This is a genomic window from Micromonospora sp. CA-263727 (genome assembly GCF_050942455.1).
Classification (GTDB): Bacteria; Actinomycetota; Actinomycetes; order Mycobacteriales; family Micromonosporaceae; genus Micromonospora.
In genome coordinates, this window is record NZ_CP192031.1 from 4,270,686 (window position 1) to 4,292,342 (window position 21,657).

Annotated in this window: 18 protein-coding genes and 1 pseudogene; 9 read left to right on the plus strand and 10 right to left on the minus strand. The window is 69.3% G+C overall.

Annotated features, from left to right (window positions below; translation table 11 throughout):
* Positions 1–151: 151 nt before the first annotated feature.
* From ACQPYA_RS18670 to ACQPYA_RS18700, 7 genes are all read right to left on the minus strand, one after another.
* A complete protein-coding gene (locus ACQPYA_RS18670; RefSeq protein WP_433528373.1) occupies positions 152–1,843 on the minus strand; it encodes a pentapeptide repeat-containing protein in 1,692 nt (563 codons plus the stop codon).
* 619 nt (positions 1,844–2,462) lie between these two features.
* Positions 2,463–2,858 (minus strand): hypothetical protein, encoded by a 396-nt coding sequence (locus ACQPYA_RS18675; protein WP_433528374.1) that lies wholly within the window; start codon positions 2,856–2,858, stop codon positions 2,463–2,465.
* Positions 2,859–4,110: 1,252 nt separating this feature from the next.
* Positions 4,111–5,121 carry a hypothetical protein gene (locus tag ACQPYA_RS18680; protein WP_433528375.1) on the minus strand — a complete coding sequence of 337 codons (1,011 nt, stop codon included), beginning with the start codon at positions 5,119–5,121 and terminating at the stop codon, positions 4,111–4,113.
* Between the two features lie 56 nt (positions 5,122–5,177).
* Positions 5,178–5,528 (minus strand): PadR family transcriptional regulator, encoded by a 351-nt coding sequence (locus tag ACQPYA_RS18685; RefSeq protein ID WP_433528376.1) that lies wholly within the window; start codon positions 5,526–5,528, stop codon positions 5,178–5,180.
* A 497-nt stretch (positions 5,529–6,025) separates the two neighbouring features.
* Entirely contained in the window at positions 6,026–6,223 is a 198-nt protein-coding gene (locus ACQPYA_RS18690; RefSeq protein ID WP_433528377.1) for a DUF397 domain-containing protein, read from the minus strand.
* Between the two features lie 221 nt (positions 6,224–6,444).
* Positions 6,445–6,654 carry a DUF397 domain-containing protein gene (locus ACQPYA_RS18695; RefSeq protein WP_433528378.1) on the minus strand — a complete coding sequence of 70 codons (210 nt, stop codon included), beginning with the start codon at positions 6,652–6,654 and terminating at the stop codon, positions 6,445–6,447.
* Positions 6,647–7,549 (minus strand): helix-turn-helix domain-containing protein, encoded by a 903-nt coding sequence (locus ACQPYA_RS18700; RefSeq protein ID WP_433528379.1) that lies wholly within the window; start codon positions 7,547–7,549, stop codon positions 6,647–6,649. The genes ACQPYA_RS18695 and ACQPYA_RS18700 overlap by 8 nt, the downstream gene beginning before the upstream one ends.
* A 591-nt stretch (positions 7,550–8,140) precedes the next feature.
* Here ACQPYA_RS18700 and ACQPYA_RS18705 point away from each other — a divergent pair.
* The 7 genes from ACQPYA_RS18705 (at position 8,141) to ACQPYA_RS18735 (ending at position 14,702) form a co-directional block, all read left to right on the plus strand.
* Positions 8,141–8,449 (plus strand): hypothetical protein, encoded by a 309-nt coding sequence (locus ACQPYA_RS18705; protein ID WP_433528380.1) that lies wholly within the window; start codon positions 8,141–8,143, stop codon positions 8,447–8,449.
* Positions 8,450–8,496: 47 nt separating this feature from the next.
* Positions 8,497–9,237: a GOLPH3/VPS74 family protein gene (locus tag ACQPYA_RS18710; protein WP_433528381.1), complete on the plus strand. Its 741-nt coding sequence runs from the start codon at positions 8,497–8,499 to the stop codon at positions 9,235–9,237.
* A 32-nt stretch (positions 9,238–9,269) separates the two neighbouring features.
* Positions 9,270–10,763, plus strand: a complete 1,494-nt coding sequence (locus ACQPYA_RS18715; RefSeq protein ID WP_433528382.1) for an APC family permease — start codon at positions 9,270–9,272, stop codon at positions 10,761–10,763.
* A gap of 15 nt (positions 10,764–10,778) precedes the next feature.
* Complete coding sequence (locus ACQPYA_RS18720) at positions 10,779–11,423, plus strand: GNAT family N-acetyltransferase (protein ID WP_433528383.1); 645 nt, start codon at positions 10,779–10,781, stop codon at positions 11,421–11,423.
* A 68-nt stretch (positions 11,424–11,491) separates the two neighbouring features.
* Entirely contained in the window at positions 11,492–11,635 is a 144-nt protein-coding gene (locus ACQPYA_RS18725; RefSeq protein WP_433528384.1) for a hypothetical protein, read from the plus strand.
* Positions 11,636–11,721: 86 nt separating this feature from the next.
* Entirely contained in the window at positions 11,722–12,654 is a 933-nt protein-coding gene (locus tag ACQPYA_RS18730; RefSeq protein WP_433528385.1) for a hypothetical protein, read from the plus strand.
* A 797-nt stretch (positions 12,655–13,451) separates the two neighbouring features.
* Positions 13,452–14,702: an IS701 family transposase gene (locus tag ACQPYA_RS18735; RefSeq protein ID WP_433527925.1), complete on the plus strand. Its 1,251-nt coding sequence runs from the start codon at positions 13,452–13,454 to the stop codon at positions 14,700–14,702.
* A 360-nt stretch (positions 14,703–15,062) separates the two neighbouring features.
* Here the strand turns inward: ACQPYA_RS18735 and ACQPYA_RS18740 are convergent, their stop codons facing one another.
* From ACQPYA_RS18740 to ACQPYA_RS18750, 3 genes and pseudogenes are all read right to left on the minus strand, one after another.
* Positions 15,063–16,706 carry a cobyrinate a,c-diamide synthase gene (locus ACQPYA_RS18740; protein WP_433528386.1) on the minus strand — a complete coding sequence of 548 codons (1,644 nt, stop codon included), beginning with the start codon at positions 16,704–16,706 and terminating at the stop codon, positions 15,063–15,065.
* Positions 16,700–17,314, minus strand: coding sequence for a cob(I)yrinic acid a,c-diamide adenosyltransferase (gene cobO, locus ACQPYA_RS18745; protein WP_433528387.1), 615 nt, complete (start codon positions 17,312–17,314; stop codon positions 16,700–16,702). The genes ACQPYA_RS18740 and cobO overlap by 7 nt, the downstream gene beginning before the upstream one ends.
* A pseudogene (locus tag ACQPYA_RS18750) lies at positions 17,314–19,361 on the minus strand (magnesium chelatase subunit D family protein). Before ACQPYA_RS18750 ends, cobO begins: the two are co-directional and overlap by 1 nt.
* A 317-nt stretch (positions 19,362–19,678) precedes the next feature.
* Between ACQPYA_RS18750 and cbiE the strand changes: the two are divergent.
* Positions 19,679–20,896, plus strand: coding sequence for a precorrin-6y C5,15-methyltransferase (decarboxylating) subunit CbiE (gene cbiE, locus ACQPYA_RS18755; protein WP_433533535.1), 1,218 nt, complete (start codon positions 19,679–19,681; stop codon positions 20,894–20,896).
* Entirely contained in the window at positions 20,893–21,654 is a 762-nt protein-coding gene (gene cobM / locus ACQPYA_RS18760) for a precorrin-4 C(11)-methyltransferase (RefSeq protein WP_433528388.1), read from the plus strand. The genes cbiE and cobM overlap by 4 nt, the downstream gene beginning before the upstream one ends.
* The last annotated feature ends 3 nt before the right edge of the window (positions 21,655–21,657 follow it).

Below are 21,657 nucleotides of genomic sequence, written 5' to 3' on the forward strand. Positions count from 1 at the left end.
AAGAGACTGCCTCCATGCAGAAGTTTAGAAGAATGGCTACTGCATTTGTCTGATTAGCGCCATTGACAGACGCTAGTCTCGGTAGGGGATTTTATGGTGCCAAGCCCAACGGGCAATGCACGATTCAGGCTCGGTCCTGATCGAGCCCCCTTCACCTTCTAATTCGGGCACGGATGGCAATGAGCGCGAGTGTGAGCAATGCGGGACCGATGACGACTAGACAGAGGCGGACGAGTTCTCCTGGTCTGGAGTATCGAAGCAAGGGCTCTGTTCTGGATAGCGGCAAGGTTGAAAGTTGAAACGCAGAAAGGAGTGCGTCTGGGAAAAGTGCTGGCGCACCGGTGTCTGTGCCGTTCGCCCTTGGCGAGCCAGGGATCGCCACCGCCGTGGCGGCAGTGGTGGAGTGGGGAGCGACTGTGGTGGTAACGTGCAGACCAAACGTGCCGAGTAGCAGCAGGATAAAAAACCATCCGAAGGCGCGTGAGGCACGCAGTCCGTATCCAGAAAGTCCGTAGTAAAGCCATACGAGCGCGTGCTGGGTCCAGCCGGAGGTCAGAGGCTCGTGGCGGGGGGCGGTGCGTCGAACCTCCATCTCTCCGTAGTAGAAGTCGTCTGCACCCGGCTTGTCGCCCGACCCCTCGAGCAGAGTTCTAAGCGTTCTGTAAATGATCTGTACGTCTTGAGCTCGCGGCTCCGGCAGAGCGCTGCGGATGCCACGAAGCTCGGCTCGCATGTCCGCTGTGGCGGAATCAGCCGCGGTCGTCGCTTTCAGCCGCGTTTCCATGGCGGATTCGTTGTAGCTGTCGGCCCATCCGCCTGAACTTCGGCCAAGCGACCGTTGCCAGCCGACTTCATCGGCGACACGAAGGCGACCGCGTATCCGCGGTAGTAGCCTGCGGCCTACCATAGTGAGGGAGGAAAGGTTGCGTGCTCCGGTGAACCGGCATGCCCACAAGTCAACATCACGGAGAACTAGCCGTGCGAGTGAAGTGCCGCGGACTGCGAGTAGGCGGGGATGCACTGAGTCGGCTACTCGGGACCCGCCGAGTCGCTCCACCACGCAGAGATCACTCAACATCGCGGTAGTGCCATGCTCGCCGCTCCAGTACGACAGATAGACATCTTCGTTGAGCTGGGCATGTTGGAGCGATACTTCTGCCCGTCGCAGATCGAGGTAAAGGCGGGCGCCACTGTCAACCGTAATGTGGTCAAGCCACACCATGGGAGCGGAGGCAGTAACATGCATGTTGCCGCGGACTGTCGCATGCGAAAGCGAGAAAAAGCTTCCGCCGACGACCAGGCCACCCAGCCTTGTCTCTTCGTTGAAGACGCAGTCGGGAAAATCTGCGGCGCCGGCAAAGAACACGCCGGTAAAGTACGTCTTGCCGAGAAAGCGCGCCTGCCCAAACCAGGTAATTGCCTGTGAGCCGGCAACCAGCGTCGGAAAGGTAACACCGAAGCGGGCCTCGGAGAACACGGTCATCTCGTTGAAGGCGGCGCGTCGGAAGTCGACGAAGCTGTCAAAGACGCAGAATGTGAATCGCGCTTCCTGGTCGAAGGAGCAATCCGCGAACGTTGCATCGCCGGACCACGTCGATCCCACAAAGATCGCCGATTCGGCAAAGTGGGTTCGCGAGAAATTCCCGCCGTCAGGAAAATGGGACCAGTCGAAGCGCACTGCCGCCGTGATCACTGATTTCCTCTCACCGTCAAGGTCGGCAGCATCCTTCAGCTCGGCAATCATGTCTAGGGTGACAAGGGAGCCTCTGTAGTCGAGGAGCGCGCGTGATGCGAGTGCAGTTGCGATGGTCTCCTCCCGCCACGTCTTCGGCGCATGGAACATGCAACGCTCACCAGGTGCCACGGCAGCGCCTGGGCAGTCGTTACTGGCGCACGGTGCCCAGTTTGGCGGTGCCCCCTCCGAGTCAAGAAGACGCGGCATTGCTGCGAGTCCGGCGGACTGCCGCACCATATCGCGGACGTGCTTACGCCTGGTTTTGGCGTTCGTCCGCAACTGCGTGTCGAGTTCGCGGCTTAGGGCCACCATCTGGTCCGCCGCTGAGGGCCCTACAGTGGACCAGTCCTGCATTGACGTTGAGCTCGTAGCAGAAGTCACTAGAGATTCCAGACATAGGTGGCGGGGAGGGATGCAGGAGCGTCGACGGACACCAGCTTGCCGGACCAAACTGCAACGTTATAACCTTCAAAGGCTTCGCGACGCGGAGTACGTGGGCAACGGAAGATCAGTTGGGCAGTGGCGGTGGACTAATGCGTCGTCCCATCAGAGTGAAGCAAGGTGCCGGCAAGGCGTTCCGTGATGTGATTCTTCCGCCCTATCGCTTGCTGAAATTTGCTGGGAGGTTTTTCGTCGCGGCTCTCCGCAGGACAGTTCCAGGTGGGTCGGCTGTCCTCTCTGCCGGGGAGATTCTCGGCAGGCCCGACAGCATTTGTTTGCTTCCAGGTCATGGCAACAGGTCCAGATCCATTTCCCACATAGTGAGCCCCAACCCGTGCGCGCGCTTGAACTCGACCCCCGCCTTAACGAGTGTCAAGGCGGGTGCCGGCGGGTTCTTCTTCATATCCCCGGTCAGTAACTCCCACACGAGGCGTGCAGCGCCGAAGGTCGCGTACCCGCCAGCATCGTTAGCAACGACGGCTCGAAGGTCGGTGAAGAAGCCGTCCGGGTCGGCGTTAGCCTGCTCTACGTAGGGAATGAATAGTTTATGGACAACCTCGTCGTAGTCGACTCCGCTGCCCTGTGGATTCGCTTCGAACCGCCCAAAGAGTTCCAGGGTACGCACAATATCGTGGGGGAACCGTGATGCGGCTCTCTTCGGGCCTCGAGAGAACAAACCCATGGTCTGCGATCCTCCTTGTAGCGTTGATACAGGATGTTAGGGCGAGTGCAACATCGACCTAGCTGGCGGGTTCCTGTGCTGTGGGAGGGGTGGCTTAGGCGGGTACGGGGTTTGCTGGCCTCGGCGGCACGTTGGCGGGCGAGTTCGTCCTCGATATCGGCGATGGCCAGCCAGATCAGCTAGACCACGGCGTCGTCGGTGGGGAAGTCTCCACGGTTCTTGATCACCTTGCGGATCTAGTACAGGAGCTGCGGACGCGTCAAGTACGTGTTCAGAATCTATGAATCGCAACAACCCTCGCCACGGCCAGAGACGCTACACCGGACGATCACCGCAGCAACAAGATTTGTTCCCCAGTGTCACCAATCAGACCCAACGACATTGGTCAGGCCACTGAGCAACCCCAACGAAACCGAACACTCCGGCAATCAACGGCAAACCTCACGTTCAAGACCGGCTTACTCTCATGCCGCTGACAACGCGGGGCGTTTACCCGAGCACTCGTCACCATCTGTGCGGAATGCCCTGAGCGGCGACCACCGCCCACCGGTAGTCACGTCCTCCGCAGCCGCACCCGTGCGGGGCGTTCTCGATCCAGATCGACGAGTCCAGCGCGCTCCAGGACGACCGCCACGTAGTCTGCTGTCTGCCGCTTGACGAAGGTCTTGAGATACCCGTCCAATGTGTCTCGGTTGCCGCGAACATCACGGTTTGCCCCAACCCGAACCCAGCCGCGTCCGTGCAGGTACCCCGGGATGCCCTCAAGGCAGGACCAGCTAAAGACCGTTCGAGTCTGCCTGGTCCCGAAGAGCAAGACCAACCCGGCTGGGGAAACCTCGTCGACCCCGAAGGTGGCGCGACCAGTCGGCGTTGGGAGGCGCGTACCCGCCCGAACCCCAGCTCGAATAGCCGTCTCGACCTGACCTGGCATAACTGCATCGTGCCTCTCGCTGGTCTGCGATGCCAAGCACCCGCAGACAGCGATGAAAAGGCCAAGGCGTCGCGGTCCGCCACGATGATCCACTGCACGCTCATGCCGCCGAGCGGGCGCGCGTCGGTGCTGGCACCTCCGTCACCTTCGGTAGCCGCCGACCTTGGCCGTGGACAGCTGCGAGGACACCCGAACCTATCGAGATCAGTGCATCTGGTCATGGCGATGGGGTGTTGCGGTCCACCGTGCGCCCAGACGTTCTGTGGGATGGGGTGGAGACTGGTGTCCGGCTCGCAGGCTGCGCTTTGGTCGTGCTGTGGGCTACGCGGGTGTCGAGGGTGCGCCGCAGGTAGGGCAATGGTGTCGGCCCGTGCCGCGCGGACGGCGGCCCGGCGACCAACGGCCGCGCGCCACAAGGGCGAGCGACACCAGCATCGGTCCAATCATGACCACGAGCACCGATGCGACGACCATGGATGACCATTCCGGGATCACGGCCCGGCCAGGGCCGGAGCCGGAGTCGAGCATCGCGCCAAGCGGGTTCACCGCGAGCATCCCGATCGGGGCGAGGAGAATCAGCATCGCCCAAGCACCCCGAAAGTCGCGCCCGGCGGCCAGGCCGAGCGCGATCAGCAGCGTGCAGATCAGTAGCGCGACCGCAGCGGCGGGCAAGGCCGTCATGGTGAGATCGAAGTAGCCGGTCATAAAATTTAGGCTGGGCGCGGTACCGATGGTGATCGGCGTCACCGCCGCCGCGGCGGCGATCGGCATGAGCCGGACCCACCATTGGCGTTGGCCCGCCGTACCGAGCGCGACGACACCGAGCACGATCTGGGGCAGCAGCACCGACAGCGGCGGGCGGGGCAATCCGGTCAGCGCCGCGGCCGGGACGATGCCGACAGTCACCAGTACGGCCAGGCCGATCGCCCAGCGCAGCCATCGGCTGCTCGCCGCGACGTGTACCACGGCGGCGAGCAACCAGGTCGCCCAGGCCGCCACAGCGAGTGAGAGAAACGGCCCGACCCGCGAAGACCAGGGCGGTATGGGGGCAAGCACTTCAAGACCGGCCCACCAGGTCGCGAAGGCGGTCGCCGTCATCAACGCGAGTAAGCCAGCGAGGCGGAAACCGGGACCGAGTCCCTGCGCGGTCCTCAGATGCTGCCGCAGTCCACCGACCGCAAGGTCCGCGACGTCGCTGACTGAGGGTCGCCTGCGTCCGGGCGCCGCCAGGGACAGGTAGGTGTCCACCAGCTCCGAACCGCGCTCCCGCCGATAGTCGACCGGATAAAACAGCACCGTCCACCGCGCATAGCGGCGTTCCAGCCCGGTCACGGCAGAGCTGCCTCCATCCTGTTCTCCAGTGCGGTTATGCCAGCTCTCCACCGGAATCATGCGAGTCCACCACTGAGGCGAGGCGACGGCGTAGTGGCGCGCAACCGGGCGGTCGCCGCCTCGACGTTGCGGCGCATGCGTTCGGTCTCGGTGGCCAGTACCTCACCACCCGGCTCGGTGAGTCGGTAGTAGCGGCGCAACCGGCCGTCGACGATCTCCTCCCGTTCGACGGCCACCAGGCCAGCGTCGACCAGCCGGTCGAGTGCGCCGTACAGCGTGCCGGGGCGCAGCGAGATACGGCCGTCGGAAAGCCGGGCCACCTCAGCGATCAAGCCATACCCATGCATTGGCTCACCGGCCAGGGCGGCGAGAATCAGGAACGTGGGTTCGCGCATCGGAGTCTCCACACACGCCAATATAACGGCTGCGAAGGTATACCAAAAGATCGCCATCACAGCCGGCCGTGGCAGCACTCCACACGCGCCGGATCACTGCATCCCGAACCAGCTCAGTGATCCGGCGGCCCGGCATCCGCTACGCACGGCACACTCGACTGCGATACGAGCATCCGCTCCTGCCGCGAGGCGCTCGTGACGGAAGGTGACGTCGGCGCCCGGCGCTGCCGCTGGCCTCCGGTCGTGCCGATGAGCGCGCATGCCTCAGCCCGTGCAAGGTCACGCTCGATCCATGATCGAGTGGCATCGAAGCGCAGAAACAGCCACTCGATCCGGTATCGAGCGTGATCTTGGAGCCGGACATGGACCTGGCATCAGACTCGCTGATCCGATGCGCGACTTTGCCGCGATTCGCGTGTGGCCCGGCTGCCTCACCACACGGGCATGGGGCACTGATGGGGGCCGCTGGGGTAGCGGCCCCCATCGGTTCAGGGGTGGGTGGTGTTGGCTTATCGGTTGGGGGTGGGTGGGGTGGTGGTGAAGGTGGCCCAGGAGGTTGGGGAGAAGGTCAGTACGGGGCCGTTGGGGTCCTTGCTGTCGCGGACGCCGACGCCGCCACCGGGCAGCGCGTCGGCGACCTCGACGCAATCGCCCTGGTTGCCGCTGCGGCTGCTCTTGCGCCACTGGACAGTCGTCGTGTCAGCCACGGGCAAATGCCTCCATCGTTACGGTGATGAGGATCCTCGACTGAGGTTGGCAACGATCGCGCCACGATGGCCGGGGCCACAGCGTGCTGTCGCTTTGTTGCCGAAGGGCACGCGAATCCTGTGTGGACGCCATGTCAGACGGTAGCCGGCGCGTGCTGTGCCGGCGGCCCGCTACCGTCTGTCAGTGGCGGCGGTCTCTTGTGGTGGTTTCGCCTGCCTGGTTACAGGTTGATGGCGTTCTCTCGCAGGGCGTCCGTGAAGGCGGCCCAGCTCCGTGCCGTGACGGCCAGGTGGCCGCCCTGGGGGTTCTTGCTGTCGCGGACGAGGACCGCGTCTTCCCGGTCGAGCAGGTTCGTCGCCACCTCGACGCAGTCTCCGCCGTTGCCGCTGCGGGTGCTCTTGCGCCAGATCGCGCCAGCCGAGTCAGCCACTGGTGTATCCCTTCTGTGCTTCCGAGATCAATCGTTTCGACGCCGTCTGGTTGAGGGCGCGTTTCTCCAGGTCGGCCCACGCCAGCCGGTAGGCGTTGACCTCGTCGGGCTTGTTCAGGTACATCGCACCAGTCAGCGTCTCGGCGTACGCGAGCGGGGGTTCGAGTGCGTCTCCGAAATCGTTGGTGGGAAAGTCGAGGATGGTGAAGGGGCCACAGGCGGCCATCCCGCTGTGCACGCCTGCGGAGAACGGCACGATGCGGACGGTCACGTTCGCCTTGACCATCATCTCCAGCAGGTGGGTCATCTGCTCGGCCATCGCCTTGTTGCCACCGATCGGGCGGTGGAGCACCGCCTGGTTGAGGACGACCTGGAGGTGCGGCGCGCGGGGCCGGGTGAGGAGTGACTGTCGCTCGACACGGACCTGGACGCGACGGGTGATCTCCTCCTCGGCGAGATAACCCGGTGGCACGCGAGCGACCTGTTCGGCGTACGTGGGGGTCTGGAGCAGGCCCGGAATCAGCTCCGACTGATATTGGAGGATCGTCTCGGCGCTGTCCTCCAACGTGACGTAGAGGCCGAACCAGGCCGGCAGCGCCGTCTCCGTGTAGTCATGCCACCAGCTCTTGCGTCGACCGTTGCGGGTTTCGGCGGTCAGGGCCAGCAGCACCTTGGTGTCGTGCTCTCCCGCTCCGTAGATGTCGAGCAACGCCTTGACATCAATGTCGCGGAAACGGACGTTCTCGTGGCCTTCCTCCCACCGGGCGATGGTCGTCCGGCCCTTCTGGAGTTGCTCGGCCGCCTGCTCTTGCGTCAGCCCTGCGTGCTTCCGTAGCGCCTCCAGGCGACGCCCGATGTGGCGGCGCAGCAACGCCGAGCCCACTGCCTCAGACACCTAGCCCACCCTTTCACTCACCTTGGGCGCACGCTGCGCCCAATTAAAACACGCATCCGGAGTGTAGACCTGGGGGGCGCACCCCCCTTGACCTGCCCATTCATGACTAGATGCAAAAGTTCCTCTCAAATAAACTATCTGTTTTTGGCGGTTGATTTTTGGGCACGCCCAAAGTGTAATGAATGACAGAAGGGCCCGGTAGCCATCAAACGGATCATCGCTTTGAGGCTGATCACATCTGTCAGATCAGGCGGAGCACCACGAGCCGCACGGGCTTCTTCAGCCAGCTCATGCCCAGTACGTGCGGAAGGCAGTTCCATTCACGAGCCGGGTGCGGGGACTGTGCCGCTTCCCCCGATCGGAGCGGTTCCCGCACTCCATGGTCGGGTGCGCGGTCGGTGTCGGGAAGGACCTGGCCGCGCATCCCTAACAGGAAGGTGATGGCAGTGCGCGTCAAGTGGTTCGTGCCGGTCGACGCCGATCACCCGTACCGTCCGTTCGGCCTCGCCCCGACGCCCGCGCCCATCGCCGGACCCGCCGTTGATCATGAGGTTGGCCGGTTGGCAAGCGCTCACCCGAACCGCCAACCTCATGATCGACGCGCTGGGGGTCTGGGGTGGGGTCGTGTATAGGTCGCCGCTGCCGTTGCCGGAGGTCGCGGCGGGGACCCTGCTGCGGCTGGAGGCGGGTGACTGGTCGTACGGGCGGGATCTGATTCCGGGCACTCCGGTCGCCGTCGTGGTGGCGGGTGTGCGGGATCTGCCGAATCGGGACGACGAGTGGGTGTGGGTGCTGGGGCATCGGCCGGAGTGCGCGTACCCGCATGTCGATCGGCATCCGCCGTGCATGGAGGTGCGGGTCGCGGTCGCCGCGCTGCGTGGGGGAAGGCGGGAGTCGTGACGGGTGGGTTTGTTTTCGATGATTCGACCGAGAAAGGCCAGTCGACGGTGAACGACACACCTTCCGGCGTACCCGGTGGGTATGCGCCGCATCTGCACGAGCATCCGGTGCCGAGCCGGCCGGTGCGGGCGGTGGGTAGCGCCGCCGCGCGGAACACGATGCGTGTTGCTGACGAGTTCTTCTATCTGGCGCATGACGATCAGACCGGTCGTCCGCGTTTGTTCGAGTCCGCGACGGCGCATGGGTTGGCTGCCGCGTTGCTGGTCGAGTTGTACCAGGAGGGGCGGGTCACGTTCGAAGGCCGGCATGTGCGGGTGATCGACGTGGTGCCGCCGCAGGACTGGCTGCGGCATCTGGTCCTGGATCGTCTGGTGGCCGAGCCTCGTCATACCGCGACCCGGACGTGGTTGGCGTTCCTGGGCACCAGCGCCTATGAGCAGGTGGCGACCCGGATGTGGCAGCTCGGGCTGCTGCGTCCGGAGCAGGTGGGCCGGTGGTGGCGGCATCGGACCGTCTACGTGCCCACCGACATGAACACCGCCGCCTGGTCGTGGGCCCGGCTTTCCTTCCAGGTACGCAACTACCAGCGGCTGAACGCTTTCGACGTGGCTCTCGCCGGGTTGGCGGTGCACACCCAGCTCGATTCGGTCCTGCTCGATGGTGCGCCGCTGGCGGCCCGCGCGTTCCTCGGTCAGCAGGTCGAGCAGGCGCACCCGCCGCTGCGGGACCTGCTCGCCGATCTCGGTGCCGTTGTCGGTGGTGCGGTGCTGAGCCACCGCACCTCCTGAGCCCATTTCACCTTTTCGTGGAAAGAGAAGTGATGTCCCACACGAGACCTGACACCGTTTCCGCCGTTCTTGCCCGTGGGCGGCTTGGTATTCCGTCGGTGGTGTTCTTCGTCATCGCCGCCGCCGCGCCGTTGACCGTCGTGGCGGGTGGTGCGACTACCGGGTACGCGGTCACCGGGGTCACCGGCATTCCCGTGTCATATCTGGTGGTCGCCGTCGTGCTGGCGCTGTTCGCGGTGGGCTACGTGGCCATGTCGCGCAGGATCGTGAACGCGGGCGCGTTCTACACCTACGTCACCCGGGGTTTGGGTCGTCCGGCGGGTGTCGGTGCGGCGATGGTCGCGCTGCTGGCCTACAACGCGATGCAGATCGGCCTCTACGGTGGGGCCGGCGCGGTCACCGCCCAGTTTCTGAGCGACCGCTACGGTTGGCAGCTGACCTGGTGGGTCTGTGCCCTCGCCGTGTGGGCGGTGGTGGCGGTGCTCGGGGTCGCCCGGATCGACCTCAACGGCCGCGTCCTCGCCGTGGTCCTGGTCGCCGAGTGCGTGGTCGCGTTGACCTTCGACGCGGTCATGGTCACCCACCCGGCCGACGGCACGGTCAGCTTCGTCACCCTCGCCCCGACGCACGTCTTCGCCGCCGGCATCGGGGCGGCGCTGGTCACCGCGATCACCGGTTTCGTCGGCTTCGAGGGCACCGTCGTGTTCTCCGAGGAGACGAAGGATCCTCGGCGCACGATCGCCCGTGCCACCTACATCGCGGTGGCGGTGACCGGTCTGCTCTACGGGTTGTCGGCGTGGGCGATGTCGGTGGCCACCGGCCCGGACCGGATCGTGGAGGCGGCTCGCGCCGACGGCACCGACCTGATCTTCAACCTGGTGTCCCCGTACCTGGCCGACAGCGTCATCACCCTCGCCCGGGTCCTGTTCATCACGTCGCTGTTCGCCGCCCTGCTGTCGTTCCACCACACGGTGGCCCGGTACCTGTTCGCCCTCGGCCGCGAACGGGTCCTACCGGCGGTGTTCGGCCGCACCAGCCGGCGTACCGGGGCACCGAAGGTCGGCTCCCTCGTCCAGAGTGGGCTCGCTTTCGCGGTGCTGGTCGGCTACGCGGTGGCCGGGGCGGACCCGATCGTGCACCTGTTCTTCTGGATCACCGTCACCGGCGGCCTCGGCGTCCTGATCCTGATGACGGTCACCTCTACCGCCGTGATCGGCTTCTTCGCCCGGGTCACCCACACCGAAGGGCCGTGGCGGTCACTGGTCGCGCCGGGCACCGCGACGGTCGCGCTCGCCGGGATCCTCACCGTGACCCTGCGCGAGTTCGACACCCTCCTCGGCGTCGCACCCGACTCGCCGCTGCGGTGGGCGTTCCCCGCCGCCTACGCCACCACCGCACTGCTCGGCATCGGATGGGCACTGCTCCTCCGCACCGTCAACCCCACCGTCTACACGGCGATCGGCCTCGGCGCGGACAGCGACACCAGCCCGCTACGCGCCCCCAACACCCTCCACCAACCCGCCTAACCACAGGGAGAAACCGTGACCAACACCGTCACCGTCCGACCCGCCACCCGCACCGACGCCGGACCCCTGATCGCCGTACTCGCCGAAGCCTTCCACCCCGGCCCCCTCGCCGACTGGCTCATCCCCGACCCCGACGACCGACGCACCATCTACTACCGCTACTTCAAAGACGCCTACCACCACGGCCTCGAACACGGCCTCGTCCACACCACCACCGACCAGACCGCCGTAGCGATCTGGCACCCCCACCACGAACACACCCCCACCCCAGGACGACTCACCACACTCGAACGCATCGCCGGAACCTACGCACCGAAACTCGTCCTCCTGGAACAACTCCTCGACACCCACCACCCCGACCAGCCCCACCACCACCTCGCCTACCTCGCCGTCGACCCCACCCGCCACCACCAAGGCATCGGCACCGCCCTACTCACCGACCACCACCGCCACCTCGACCACCTCGGCATACCCGCCTACCTCGAAGCCACCAACATGCACAACCGACGCCTCTACCTCCGCCACGGCTACACCGCCGGCACCACGATCACACTCCCCACCGACGGGCCCACCATCTGGCGCATGTGGCGCGGCACCCTGGACACCAACGGCAGCCGGACCCCATTCCCGCACACCAGACCACGGCGGCGGTCACTGTGACCACCACCCCCGCGACCACACCACCCATCCACCCCACACCACCGAGCCGCCCCGCACCGCCTGGGGACGTGGCCGCCATCACTGGCTCGCTCTCCCGCACGTCGTGCCGGACGCCCGCCGCCAGGGCGTCGGCAGCGCACTCCTCACACACCACCACCAGCGCGCCGACCAACGCCGGCCGACCGATCTTCACCAGCACGCTCGCCGACTGAGCCACCACCGACACCCGCCCCGAGGGCTGCTCCAACGGCGCAGCAGCCCCGGGACCAGACCAACAACAGCAAGGAACCGGACACCCATGCTCCGCGCGAACACCCACACCCGCCGTGTAGCCGCCGCCCTCGGCAGCCTCCTACTTACCGGCTGCCACGCCGCACCCGCCATCCCCACACCCGCACCACCCTCATCGACCCCAGGCGGTCAGCAGCCCACCACCCCCGACACGGCGGCCACCGCGCCCGGCCTCACCCCACCGCAACGCCTCACCACCATCGCCGCCACCCTGCGCCCGGTCCCCACCGACAGCACCACCCACCTGCCCATCACATACCTACACCTACAAACCTGGACCCGCGCCACCACCGTGATCCGCCGCGAAGACCTACGACGCTGGCGACACCCGGACGGCTCCGGCCACGAAACCATCCGCCGCGCACCCGACATGCCGAACGTCGACCACCAACCCACACCCACCGAACGACACCTGTTCACCCAGGCCCCACCCACCACCACCCGATACCGAGACGACCTACACCCGTACCTGCCCGAAGCGCTGCCAACAAACCCGGCCGCACTCGCGGAGCTACTGGCACCACCCGAACTGGCCACCGAACCCGCCTACCCCAGAATCCTCACCAGAGGCGTCATCGGCCTGGCCGCCAGCCAATACCTCGACCAACAGCAACGCGCGACGACCCTGCACGTCCTGGCCGCAGTGCCCGGCATCACCTACCACGAGACCACCACCGACCTCGCCGGACGTGCCGGACTCGGCTTCCGGGTCGTCGCCGACACATCGACCACCACCCTGATCATCGACCCGGGCACCGGAGAACTACTCGCCGCACAGGAACGCGTCACCGGAACACGACCCGGCCTCTTCTCCCACATCCTCATCCTCGATCGAGGACACACCGACGCAGACGGCATGCCGCCCGATGCCGGCGTACGGATTCCAGTGCAAAGTCCGGTACGCCAAAGATGTACACGGGCTGGGTCGGGGGTCGTCTAGCGCCTCGGCTGCGGACATGGTGACTTCCTGCTGCTGCTCACGTTGCGTCACCAGTACCGTCGGGTCGGTGCTCGGATCGCGGCCAGTGAGCGAGCGGTGGAGCTTGCCGGGTTGGTCTCGGCTGCTCCGCTCCGCTGCGCGAAGCGGCCCTAATCGGGAGGAAGTAGGTCTACTTCCGAGTTAGGGCGTGCGGCGCTGCGTGGTTGAGTGGCCGGGCCTGGCCGGGCCTGGCCGGGCCTCGTGGAGGCTGCGCCGGCCGGGAGGCGGTGGTGATGTGGTGTCAGCCGTCCGCACGGCCGTGGGCAGAAGCCACCTCGGCGGAGGCGGCTGGCGGGCCGGACACCGTGGACGGTCGATCACACTGGATCCAGGATCGAGTGGCCATCTCGGGGCTTCGATGCCACTCGACCACGGATCGAGCGCGATCCTGCACGCGCTGAAACACGCGCGCTCATCGGCCAGATGCGTGCGCAGAGGGAATGGCGGGACTCACGCGACACCCGTCCCCCAACGTCACCGACCCGGACTCGCCGCGACGTCATGAGGGAGCCGCCGGACGTGGACCGAACTCGGCGCCGGCGTGCACCTCAGCCGTACCTACCTCTGCACTCGGACCCGTACGCCGACAATCAGGCGGAGACCGGGTGCTCGGGATACGTCACGGCTTTTGTTGCGCCGGCCCACGCCCAGGGTCTCGACTATCACTGGGATCAGTATCTGGGGCTCGATCTAGTAGTGCTTTGTCACATTTCGGTATAGTTCGAGGACTGTTGGTGTGGTGAGTCGTTGGCTCCGATGTGGATGTTCGGGAAGTGGAGCGTCTGGCTGGCGATCTGGCCGATTTCACCGCTGATGTGTTCGGGTCGTTGACTCGGGTCGGGTGGCAGGATCGGGCTGGGCAGTATGTGCGTGGGTTGATGGTGGATGGGCGGCGTAAGTCGATCCAGCCGATGGCGGGCCGTCTGCCGGGTGTGCATGATCAGGCGTTGAACCATTTCGTGACGAACAGTCCGTGGAATGTGGTGCCGGTGCGGCGGCGGCTGGCGGTGCGGATGGATGAGGCGATCGCACCGGCGGCGTGGGCTCTGGATGACACGGGCTGGCTCAAGTGCGGCAGGGCGTCGCCGGGTGTGGCTCGGCAGTACACCGGGACGGCGGGCAAGGTCACCAACTGCCAGATCGGGGTGAGTCTGAACCTGGTCACCGACATCGCGTCGTGTCCGGTGGACTGGCGGTTGTTTATGCCCGAGTCGTGGGATCCCGCCTCGGCCGAGGCTGCCCTCGATGTCGATGTGCGGCGGGCGCGGTCGCAGATCCCCGATGAGGTCGGGCATCGGGAGAAGTGGCGTCTCGGGTTGGACATGATCGACGAGGTGATCGGGTGGGGGCTGACACCGCCGGTGATCGTGGCGGACGCCGGATACGGAGACAGCGGCGAGTTCCGCCACGGCCTGGCCGAACGCGGCTTGTCCTTTGTGGTGCAGGTGGCCACCACGATCGGCGTTCAACGGCAGGAAGCAGCGCGGACCGCGCCACCGGCGGCGTGGACAGGCCGGCGACCGACACTCCGATACCGGGACCCCGCGACCTCGGTCAAGGATCTGGTCCTGTCCCACGGTGCCGCCGCGGCCCGCTCGGTGTCCTGGCGTGACGGCTCGCGCACCCGCGCAGGCCAGCCGGTGAAGATGCGCTCCCGGTTCGTGTTCCTGCGGATCCGGCCAGCCGGACGTGTCCTGCTCGCCGCCCACCGCGACCAGGACCTGCCCGAGGCGTGGCTGATCGCCGAATGGCCACCCGACCGCGACGAACCCACCAAGTACTGGCTGTCGAACCTGCCCGCCACCACCCCGAAACGCACCCTCATCCGATGGGCGAAACTCCGCTGGCGCATCGAACACGACTACCGCGAACTGAAAACCGGACTCGGCCTCGACCACTACGAAGGCCGCACCTGGCAAGGCTGGCACCACCACGTCACCCTCGTATCCGCCGCCCACGCCTACTGCACCCTGCAACGCCTCGACCCAAAAGCCCCCGCGCCGGCCTGACCCTCTACGCCCTACTCCGCGAACTCCAAGCCCTCCTGGCCCGGCTGGCCGGCGCATGCCCCACCTGCAAAACCCGCTTCCCCACAAGAAGAAAACCCCGAGACCGTCTCCGATCATGACAAAGCACTACTAGCGCAGATGCCAGAAACAATCAAAGACGTACGAACTCTGATGATCAAGTACCTCGCCGGGCTGGACATCGACAAACCAGCGCGGGCATTGCGGCACGCGGCCGAAAAGGAGACGAGCCACGCCACGCTGTGACATCCGACCGACCCTGTCGATCATGCAGTTGTGGTGGCCGAAATACCCCGACACGGGGTGTTTGCGAGGCACCACAACTGCATGATCGACGGGGCGTCAGCGAAGGGGTCCGCTGGGTCGCGGATCGTGTGTGATTTCGGGGCTGGGCCGGCGGGCGGGGCTGGGCCGGCGGGGCGGGTGGGGCGGGTGGGGGGTGGGGGTGGGTGATCCGGTGGCGTGCTGGTGGGCGGCGGCGGCGAAGCGGGCGGCGAGGTCCGGATGGCCGGCCCAGTGCACGTGCAGGTAGGAGGCGTGCACGTTGCCGTCCGGGCCGGCGACGATGCCGTCCAGGGTCGGCACGGCGGTCCCGTGCGCCGCGGACGGGCGGGGCCGGAAGCGCCAGGCCGGGGCCACCCGGGGTGGCCCGCCGGAAGCCACGCCGGGTCGCCTGTCGGGAGCCGCGCCGGCCAGCCGACCGGAAGCCGCGCCGGCCAGCCTGTCGGGAGCCGCGTCGGGTGCACCGGCGGGCGACGGGTCGACCCGGGTGCGGTGGAACTCGTGGCCGGTGACCGTGGTGTCGGCGTCGGCGATCACGCTGGCGGTGACGGCGCGGGCCTCCCGGTAGCCGAGGACCAGCCGGTCGCTCATCCGGGCGCGCACCGGCAGCACCCCCGCCATCGCCGCGCCGTCGAGGTCCTGGGCGAGGTAGAGCAGGCCGGCGCACTCGGCGACGACCGGGAGACCGGCCGAGGTGGCGGCGGCCACCGCCCGGCGCAGCGGTGCGTTCTCGGCCAGCGCGGCGGCGTACACCTCGGGGAATCCGCCGCCGAGGTAGAGCCCGGCGGTGCCGTCGGGCAGCGCCGGGTCGTGCAGGGGGTCGACGGGGGCCAGGCGGAGGCCGGCGGCGGCGAGCAGTTCGTCGGTTTCGGCGTACCGGAAGGTGAACGCCGAGCCCGCCCCGACCGCGACGGTCGCGCCGGCGGCCAAGCCACCCAGCTCGACGGCCCGGCCACCCAGCTCGGCGGCCGGGTCCCAGGCCGGGCCGGGCAGCGCGGGCGCGCGGCGGGCGACCGCGACGACCGCGTCGAGGTCGACACCGGCGGCGACGTGCGCGGCCAGCGCGTCGACGGTACGCCGGGCGGCGGCGACCCGTTCGGCGGCCGGCACCAGGCCGAGGTGCCGGCTCGGGGTGTCCAGGGTCGGGTCGCGGCGCAGCGCGCCGAGCACCGGGACACCGGTGGCGGCGAGGGCGTCGCGGATCTCCGCCTCGTGGGTCGGCGAGCCGACCTTGTTGAGGATGACCCCGGCGACGGTGAGCTGCGGGTCGAAGGTGGCGAAGCCGTGCACCAGGGCGGCGATGCTGCGCGAAGCGCCGGAGACGTCCACCACGAGCAGCACCGGGGTACGGGTCAACCGGGCCACGTGTGCGGTGGAGGCGAACCCGGCCCGGCCCACGGCCCCGTCGAGCAGCCCCATCACGCCCTCGATGACCGCGATGCCGGCGGGAGCCCCGGCGTTGGCGCCGTGCCGCAGCAGCGGCAGGATCCGCTGCTCCCCCTGGAGGAAGGGGTCGAGGTTGCGGCCGGGACGGCCGGTGGCCAGCTCGTGGTAGCTCGGGTCGATGTAGTCCGGGCCCACCTTGTGGCCGCTGACGGTCAGGCCGCGCTGTCGCAGTGCCGCCATCAGGCCGGTGGCCACCGTGGTCTTGCCCTGCCCGGAGGCGGGGGCGGCGACGATCAGCCGGGGCGGGACGGTCACCATTCGATGCCCCGCTGGCCCTTCTGCCCGGCGTCCATCGGGTGCTTGATCTTGGTCATCTCGGTGACCAGATCCGCCGCGTCGACCAGCCGCGGATCGGCGTCCCGGCCGGTGACGACGACGTGCTGGTGGCCGGGGCGCTGCCGCAGCGTCTGCACCACCTCGTCGACGTCGACCCAGCCCCATTTCATCGGGTAGGTGAACTCGTCGAGCACGTAGAGGTCGTGCTCGGCCGCGGCGAGCCGGCGCTTGATCTCCGCCCAGCCCTCGGCGGCCTGCGCGGCGTGGTCGACCTCGGTGCCGCGGGTGCGGCTCCAACTCCAGCCGGCGCCCATCTTGTGCCAGGCGACCGGGCCGCCCTGCCCGGTTTCTTCGTGGACCCGGCCCAGGGCGCGCAGCGCGTTCTCCTCGCCGACGCTCCACTTGGCGCTCTTGACGAACTGGAACACCGCGATCGACCAGCCCTGGTTCCAGCCGCGCAGGGCGAGTCCGAAGGCGGCCGTGGACTTGCCCTTCGACTGGCCGGTGTGGACGATCAGCAGCGGACGGTTGCGGCGCTGGCGGGTGGTCAGCCCGTCGTCGGGGACGGTGACCGGCTGGCCCTGCGGCATCAGGCGGCACTCCGTCCGAGCCGGGTCGCGGTCCGGGACCGCACCGCGTGGGTGAGCGCCTCGGCGGCGACGCCCTCCAGCGGCAGGTGTTGGCCGTCGAGGGTGTCGGCGAGGTCGGCGGCCAGCCGCATCCGTACCCGGCCCTGCTCGCAGTCGACGACCACGGCGGCGGTGCCGTCGGCGGCGATCAGCCGGGCGGCGTGCCGGGCCCGGGTCACCGCGTCCGGGCCGGCGGTGGCGCGCCCGTCGGTGACGATCACCAGGAGCGGGCGGCGGCGGGGGTCGCGGATCCGCTCGACGCGCAGCACCTCGCGGGCGCGCAGCAACCCCTCCGCCAGCGGGGTACGGCCGCCGGTCGGCAGGGTGGCCAGGCGGGCGGCGGCCACCTCGACGCTGGCGGTGGGGGGCAGGGCCACCTCGGCGGCGGCGGCCCGGAAGGTCACCAGCCCGACCTTGTCGCGGCGCTGGTAGGCGTCCAGCAGCAGGGACAGCACCGCGGCCTTGACCGCGCCGACCCGCTGCCGGGCGCCCATCGAGCCGGAGGCGTCCAGGCAGAACAGGATCAGGTTGCTCTCCCGCCCCTGCCGTACCGGCAGCCGCAGGTCGCTCGGGCGGACCAGCACGCCGGGGCCGCGCCGGCCACGGGCCCGCTGGTGCGGTGCGGCGGCGCGCAGCGTCGCCACCAGGTGCGGTCGGCCGGCCTGCTGGCCGGTGGGCCGCCGCGCGTCGACGGTGCGTCCGCTGCTGGTCCGGGCCGGGGAGCGGCGTCCGGCCACCCCGGCACCGGTCCCGGCGACCTGCAACAGCCGTGCCCGGTAGGGCGCGGCGGCCGGTACCGGCTCAGGGCGGGGCCGGTCGCCGCCGGTCGCCGGGGCGGGTGGGGCCGGCGGGCGCTGCCGGTACGGCCGGTCGTCGGCCCGTCCGTTCTCCCCGGGTCACCCGGTCCGCCGCCGTCGGGCGGCTCCGGCGGCCCGTCGGGGCCGGGCGGCCCATCGGGCGGCCCGTCGAGTGGCTCGGGCGGCCCGTCGGCGGGCGGGTCCGGCTCGTCCTCGGGCGGTGTGGGCTCGTCCAGGCCGGCGTCGTGCAGCGCGCGGTCGAGGTCGGCGGCGTCCTGCTGCGGCGGGTCGAAGGGGTTGCGGCGACGGCGGTGCGGCAGGGCCAACCGGGCGGCGACCCGCACGTCGCCGACGGTCACCTCGGTCCGTCCGGACCAGGCGGCGTGGGCGATGGCGGTACGGGCGATGACCAGGTCGGCGCGCATCCCGTCGACCTCGGCGGCGGCGCAGAGCGCAGCGATGCGGGTCACCATGGCGTCGTCGAGGCGTACCGCCGGCAGCAGCGCCCTGGCCTGGGCGACCTGCGCGCCCAGCGCCGCGTCGGCGTCGGCGTAGCGGGCGGCGAAGCCCTCCGGGTCGGCCTCGTAGGCCAGGCGTCGGCGCATCACCTCGGCCCGGACCTGCGGGTCCCGGCTGGCGGCGACCTCGACGGTCAGGCCGAACCGGTCCAGCAGCTGCGGCCGTAGCTCCCCCTCCTCCGGGTTCATGGTGCCGACCAGCACGAACCGGGCGGCGTGGGTCACCGAGACACCGTCGCGCTCGACGGTGGCGCGGCCCATCGCCGCCGCGTCGAGCAGCACGTCGACCAGGTGGTCGTGGAGAAGGTTGACCTCGTCGACGTAGAGCAGGCCGCGGTGGGCGGCGGCGAGCAGGCCCGGGTCGTACGCGGTCACGCCCTCGCGCAGCGCCCGTTCCAGGTGCAGCGCGCCGAGCACCCGGTCCTCGCCGGCGCCCACCGGCAGCTCCACCAGCCGGGCGGGCCGGATGCGGGCCGGCGGGGAGGCCGGGTGCGGGCCGTCCGGGCAGTGCGGGTCGACCGCCGCGGGATCGCAGGAGAACCGGCACTCCGCCACCACCTCGACCGGGGGCAGCAGGGTCGTCAGGGCCCGGACCGTGGTCGACTTCGCGGTGCCCTTCTCGCCCCGGACCAGCACGCCGCCGATCGCCGGGGAGACCGCGCACAGATTCAACGCCAACGCCATGTCGTCCATGCCGACGACGGCGGAGAAGGGGTACGACCGCACGGCCACACCTTTCACCTCGCGCGGGTCCTCGCCCACGGCCGGTCACCGACCGCGCCGGTGCACGAGGGCACAGGCGGCGCGGTACGACGCAGCGAGTGTCTGGCTCCCGGACCCGACGCCTGGCCGGACCGGTCACAGTGGCGGGACCGCCCCGGAGTCACCGGCCCTGCTCGGGCCGATCCACCGGTGTTCCCCACCGCGCCGTCGCCGCCGATGATGTCACACCCGCCCCCGGGGCGGCAGGGCCGCGAACTGCTGGACTACCGTTGCGCCGCGTGAGGTCCATGACATCCGACCGGCCGGTCAGCGTCGTCGGCATCGGCGCGGACGGCTGGGCCGGTCTCGGCGAGAGCGGACGCCGTGCGCTCCAGGACGCCCAGGTGGTCCTGGGCGGGCAGCGGCACCTCGACCTGTTGCCGGCGACCGTGCCGGCGCAGCGGGTGCCCTGGCCCACGCCGCTGCTGCCGGCCCTGCCCGATCTGCTCGCCGCGCAGGCCGGGCGTCGGCTCTGCGTGCTGGCCAGCGGCGACCCGATGTGGTTCGGCATCGGCGCTCACCTGGTCCGGCTGCTCGGCCCCGGGCAGGTACGCGTCATCACCCACCCGTCGGCGATCGCGTTGGCGTGCGCCCGGATGGGCTGGCCGGTGGAGCGGGTCACCGTACGCAGCGCGGTCGGTCGTGACCTGGACGGCATCCGCCGCGACCTCGTGCCGGGGCGGCTGCTGCTGGTGCTCAGCCCGGACGCGGCCACCCCCGCCGCCGTGGCCCGCCTGCTCACCGACGCCGGGTACGGCGCGAGCGAGATGACCGTCCTCGCCGCGCTCGGCGGCGACGGGGAACGCCGGGTCGACGGCTGGGCGCGGAACTGGAGCGCCGAGCCGGGTGACCCGCTCAACGTCGTCGCGCTCCGGGTCGCCGCCGAGCCGGGCACCCGGGTGCTCGCCACGGTGCCGGGCCTGCCCGACGACGCCTTCGACCACGACGGCGCGCTGACCAAACGGGAGGCCCGGGCGCTCGCCCTGGCCCGCCTGGCGCCCACCGCCGGGGAACTGCTCTGGGACGTCGGCGCCGGGAGCGGCAGCATCGCCGTCGAGTGGCTGCGCAGCGACCCCGCGACGTCGGCGGTGGCGGTGGAGGCCCGCGACGACCGCGCCGACCGGATCGCGGTGAACGCCCGTAGCCTCGGCGTACCGCAGCTGCGCGTGGTCCGCGGCCGGGCGCCGGAGGCCCTCGACGGGCTGCCCGCCCCCGATGCGGTCTTCGTCGGCGGCGGGCTCACCACCCCCGGGGTGTTCGACGCGGCCTGGGCCGCGCTGCGCCCGGGTGGGCGGCTCGTCTCCCACGCCGTCACCCTCGAAGGCGAACGGGAACTCGCCGCGCAGGCCGCCCGGCGCGGCGGGGACCTCACCCGGCTGTCGATCGAACGCGTCGCGCCGCTGGGCAGCTTCACCGGCTGGAAACCCGCCCGGCCGGTGGTGCAGTGGGCGGTGAGCCGGCCGTGACCGTCTACTTCATCGGCGCCGGTCCCGGCGCGGCCGACCTGATCACCGTACGCGGGCAGCGGATCCTCGCCCGCGCCCAGGTCTGCCTGTACGCCGGCAGCCTCGTCCCCGCCGACCTGCTCGCCGACTGCCCGCCGGGGGTGCGGCTGGTCGACACCGCCGAGCTGACCCTGGACGAGATCGTCGCGGCGATGGCCGACGCGCACCGCGACGGGCACGACGTGGCGCGGCTCTGCTCCGGTGATCCCGCCGTGTTCAGCGCCGTCGCCGAGCAGGCGCGCCGGCTGGACGCGGCCGGCGTGCCGTACGAGATCGTTCCCGGTGTGCCGTCCTACGCCGCCGCGGCGGCGGCGCTGCGCCGGGAGCTGACCGTGCCGACGGTGGGGCAGACCGTCATCCTCACCCGCACCCAGGCCCGGTCGACGCCGATGCCGGCCGGGGAGAACCTCGCCGAGCTGGGGCGCAGCCGGGCCACCCTGGTCCTGCACCTGGCCGTGGCCCGGACCCGCCAACTCGCCGACCAGTTGGTGGGCCACTACGGCGCGGAGTGCCCGGTCGCCGTGGTCGCCAACGCCAGCCGACCCGACGAGATCATCCTGCGGGGCACCCTGGCCGACATCGCCGACCAGGTCGAGGCGCACGGGATCCGCCGCACCGCGGTCGTCATCGTCGGTGCCGTCCTGGCCGCCGGCTCCTTCCCGGACAGCTACCTCTACTCCCCCGGCCGGGACCGCGACGCGAAGCGCCGGGCGGGGTGACCG

What these genes read in the sequence shown, in the direction of transcription:
- ACQPYA_RS18705 (WP_433528380.1), top strand. Translation starts at nt 8,141, where the DNA reads ATGATCGACGCGCTGGGGGTCTGGGGTGGGGTCGTGTATAGGTCGCCG.
- ACQPYA_RS18730 (WP_433528385.1), top strand. Translation starts at nt 11,722, where the DNA reads ATGCTCCGCGCGAACACCCACACCCGCCGTGTAGCCGCCGCCCTCGGC.
- ACQPYA_RS18670 (WP_433528373.1), bottom strand. Translation starts at nt 1,843, where the DNA reads ATGTTCCATGCGCCGAAGACGTGGCGGGAGGAGACCATCGCAACTGCA.
- ACQPYA_RS18675 (WP_433528374.1), bottom strand. Translation starts at nt 2,858, where the DNA reads ATGGGTTTGTTCTCTCGAGGCCCGAAGAGAGCCGCATCACGGTTCCCC.
- cobO (WP_433528387.1), bottom strand. Translation starts at nt 17,314, where the DNA reads ATGCCGCAGGGCCAGCCGGTCACCGTCCCCGACGACGGGCTGACCACC.
- cbiE (WP_433533535.1), top strand. Translation starts at nt 19,679, where the DNA reads ATGACATCCGACCGGCCGGTCAGCGTCGTCGGCATCGGCGCGGACGGC.
- ACQPYA_RS18740 (WP_433528386.1), bottom strand. Translation starts at nt 16,706, where the DNA reads ATGGTGACCGTCCCGCCCCGGCTGATCGTCGCCGCCCCCGCCTCCGGG.
- ACQPYA_RS18715 (WP_433528382.1), top strand. Translation starts at nt 9,270, where the DNA reads ATGTCCCACACGAGACCTGACACCGTTTCCGCCGTTCTTGCCCGTGGG.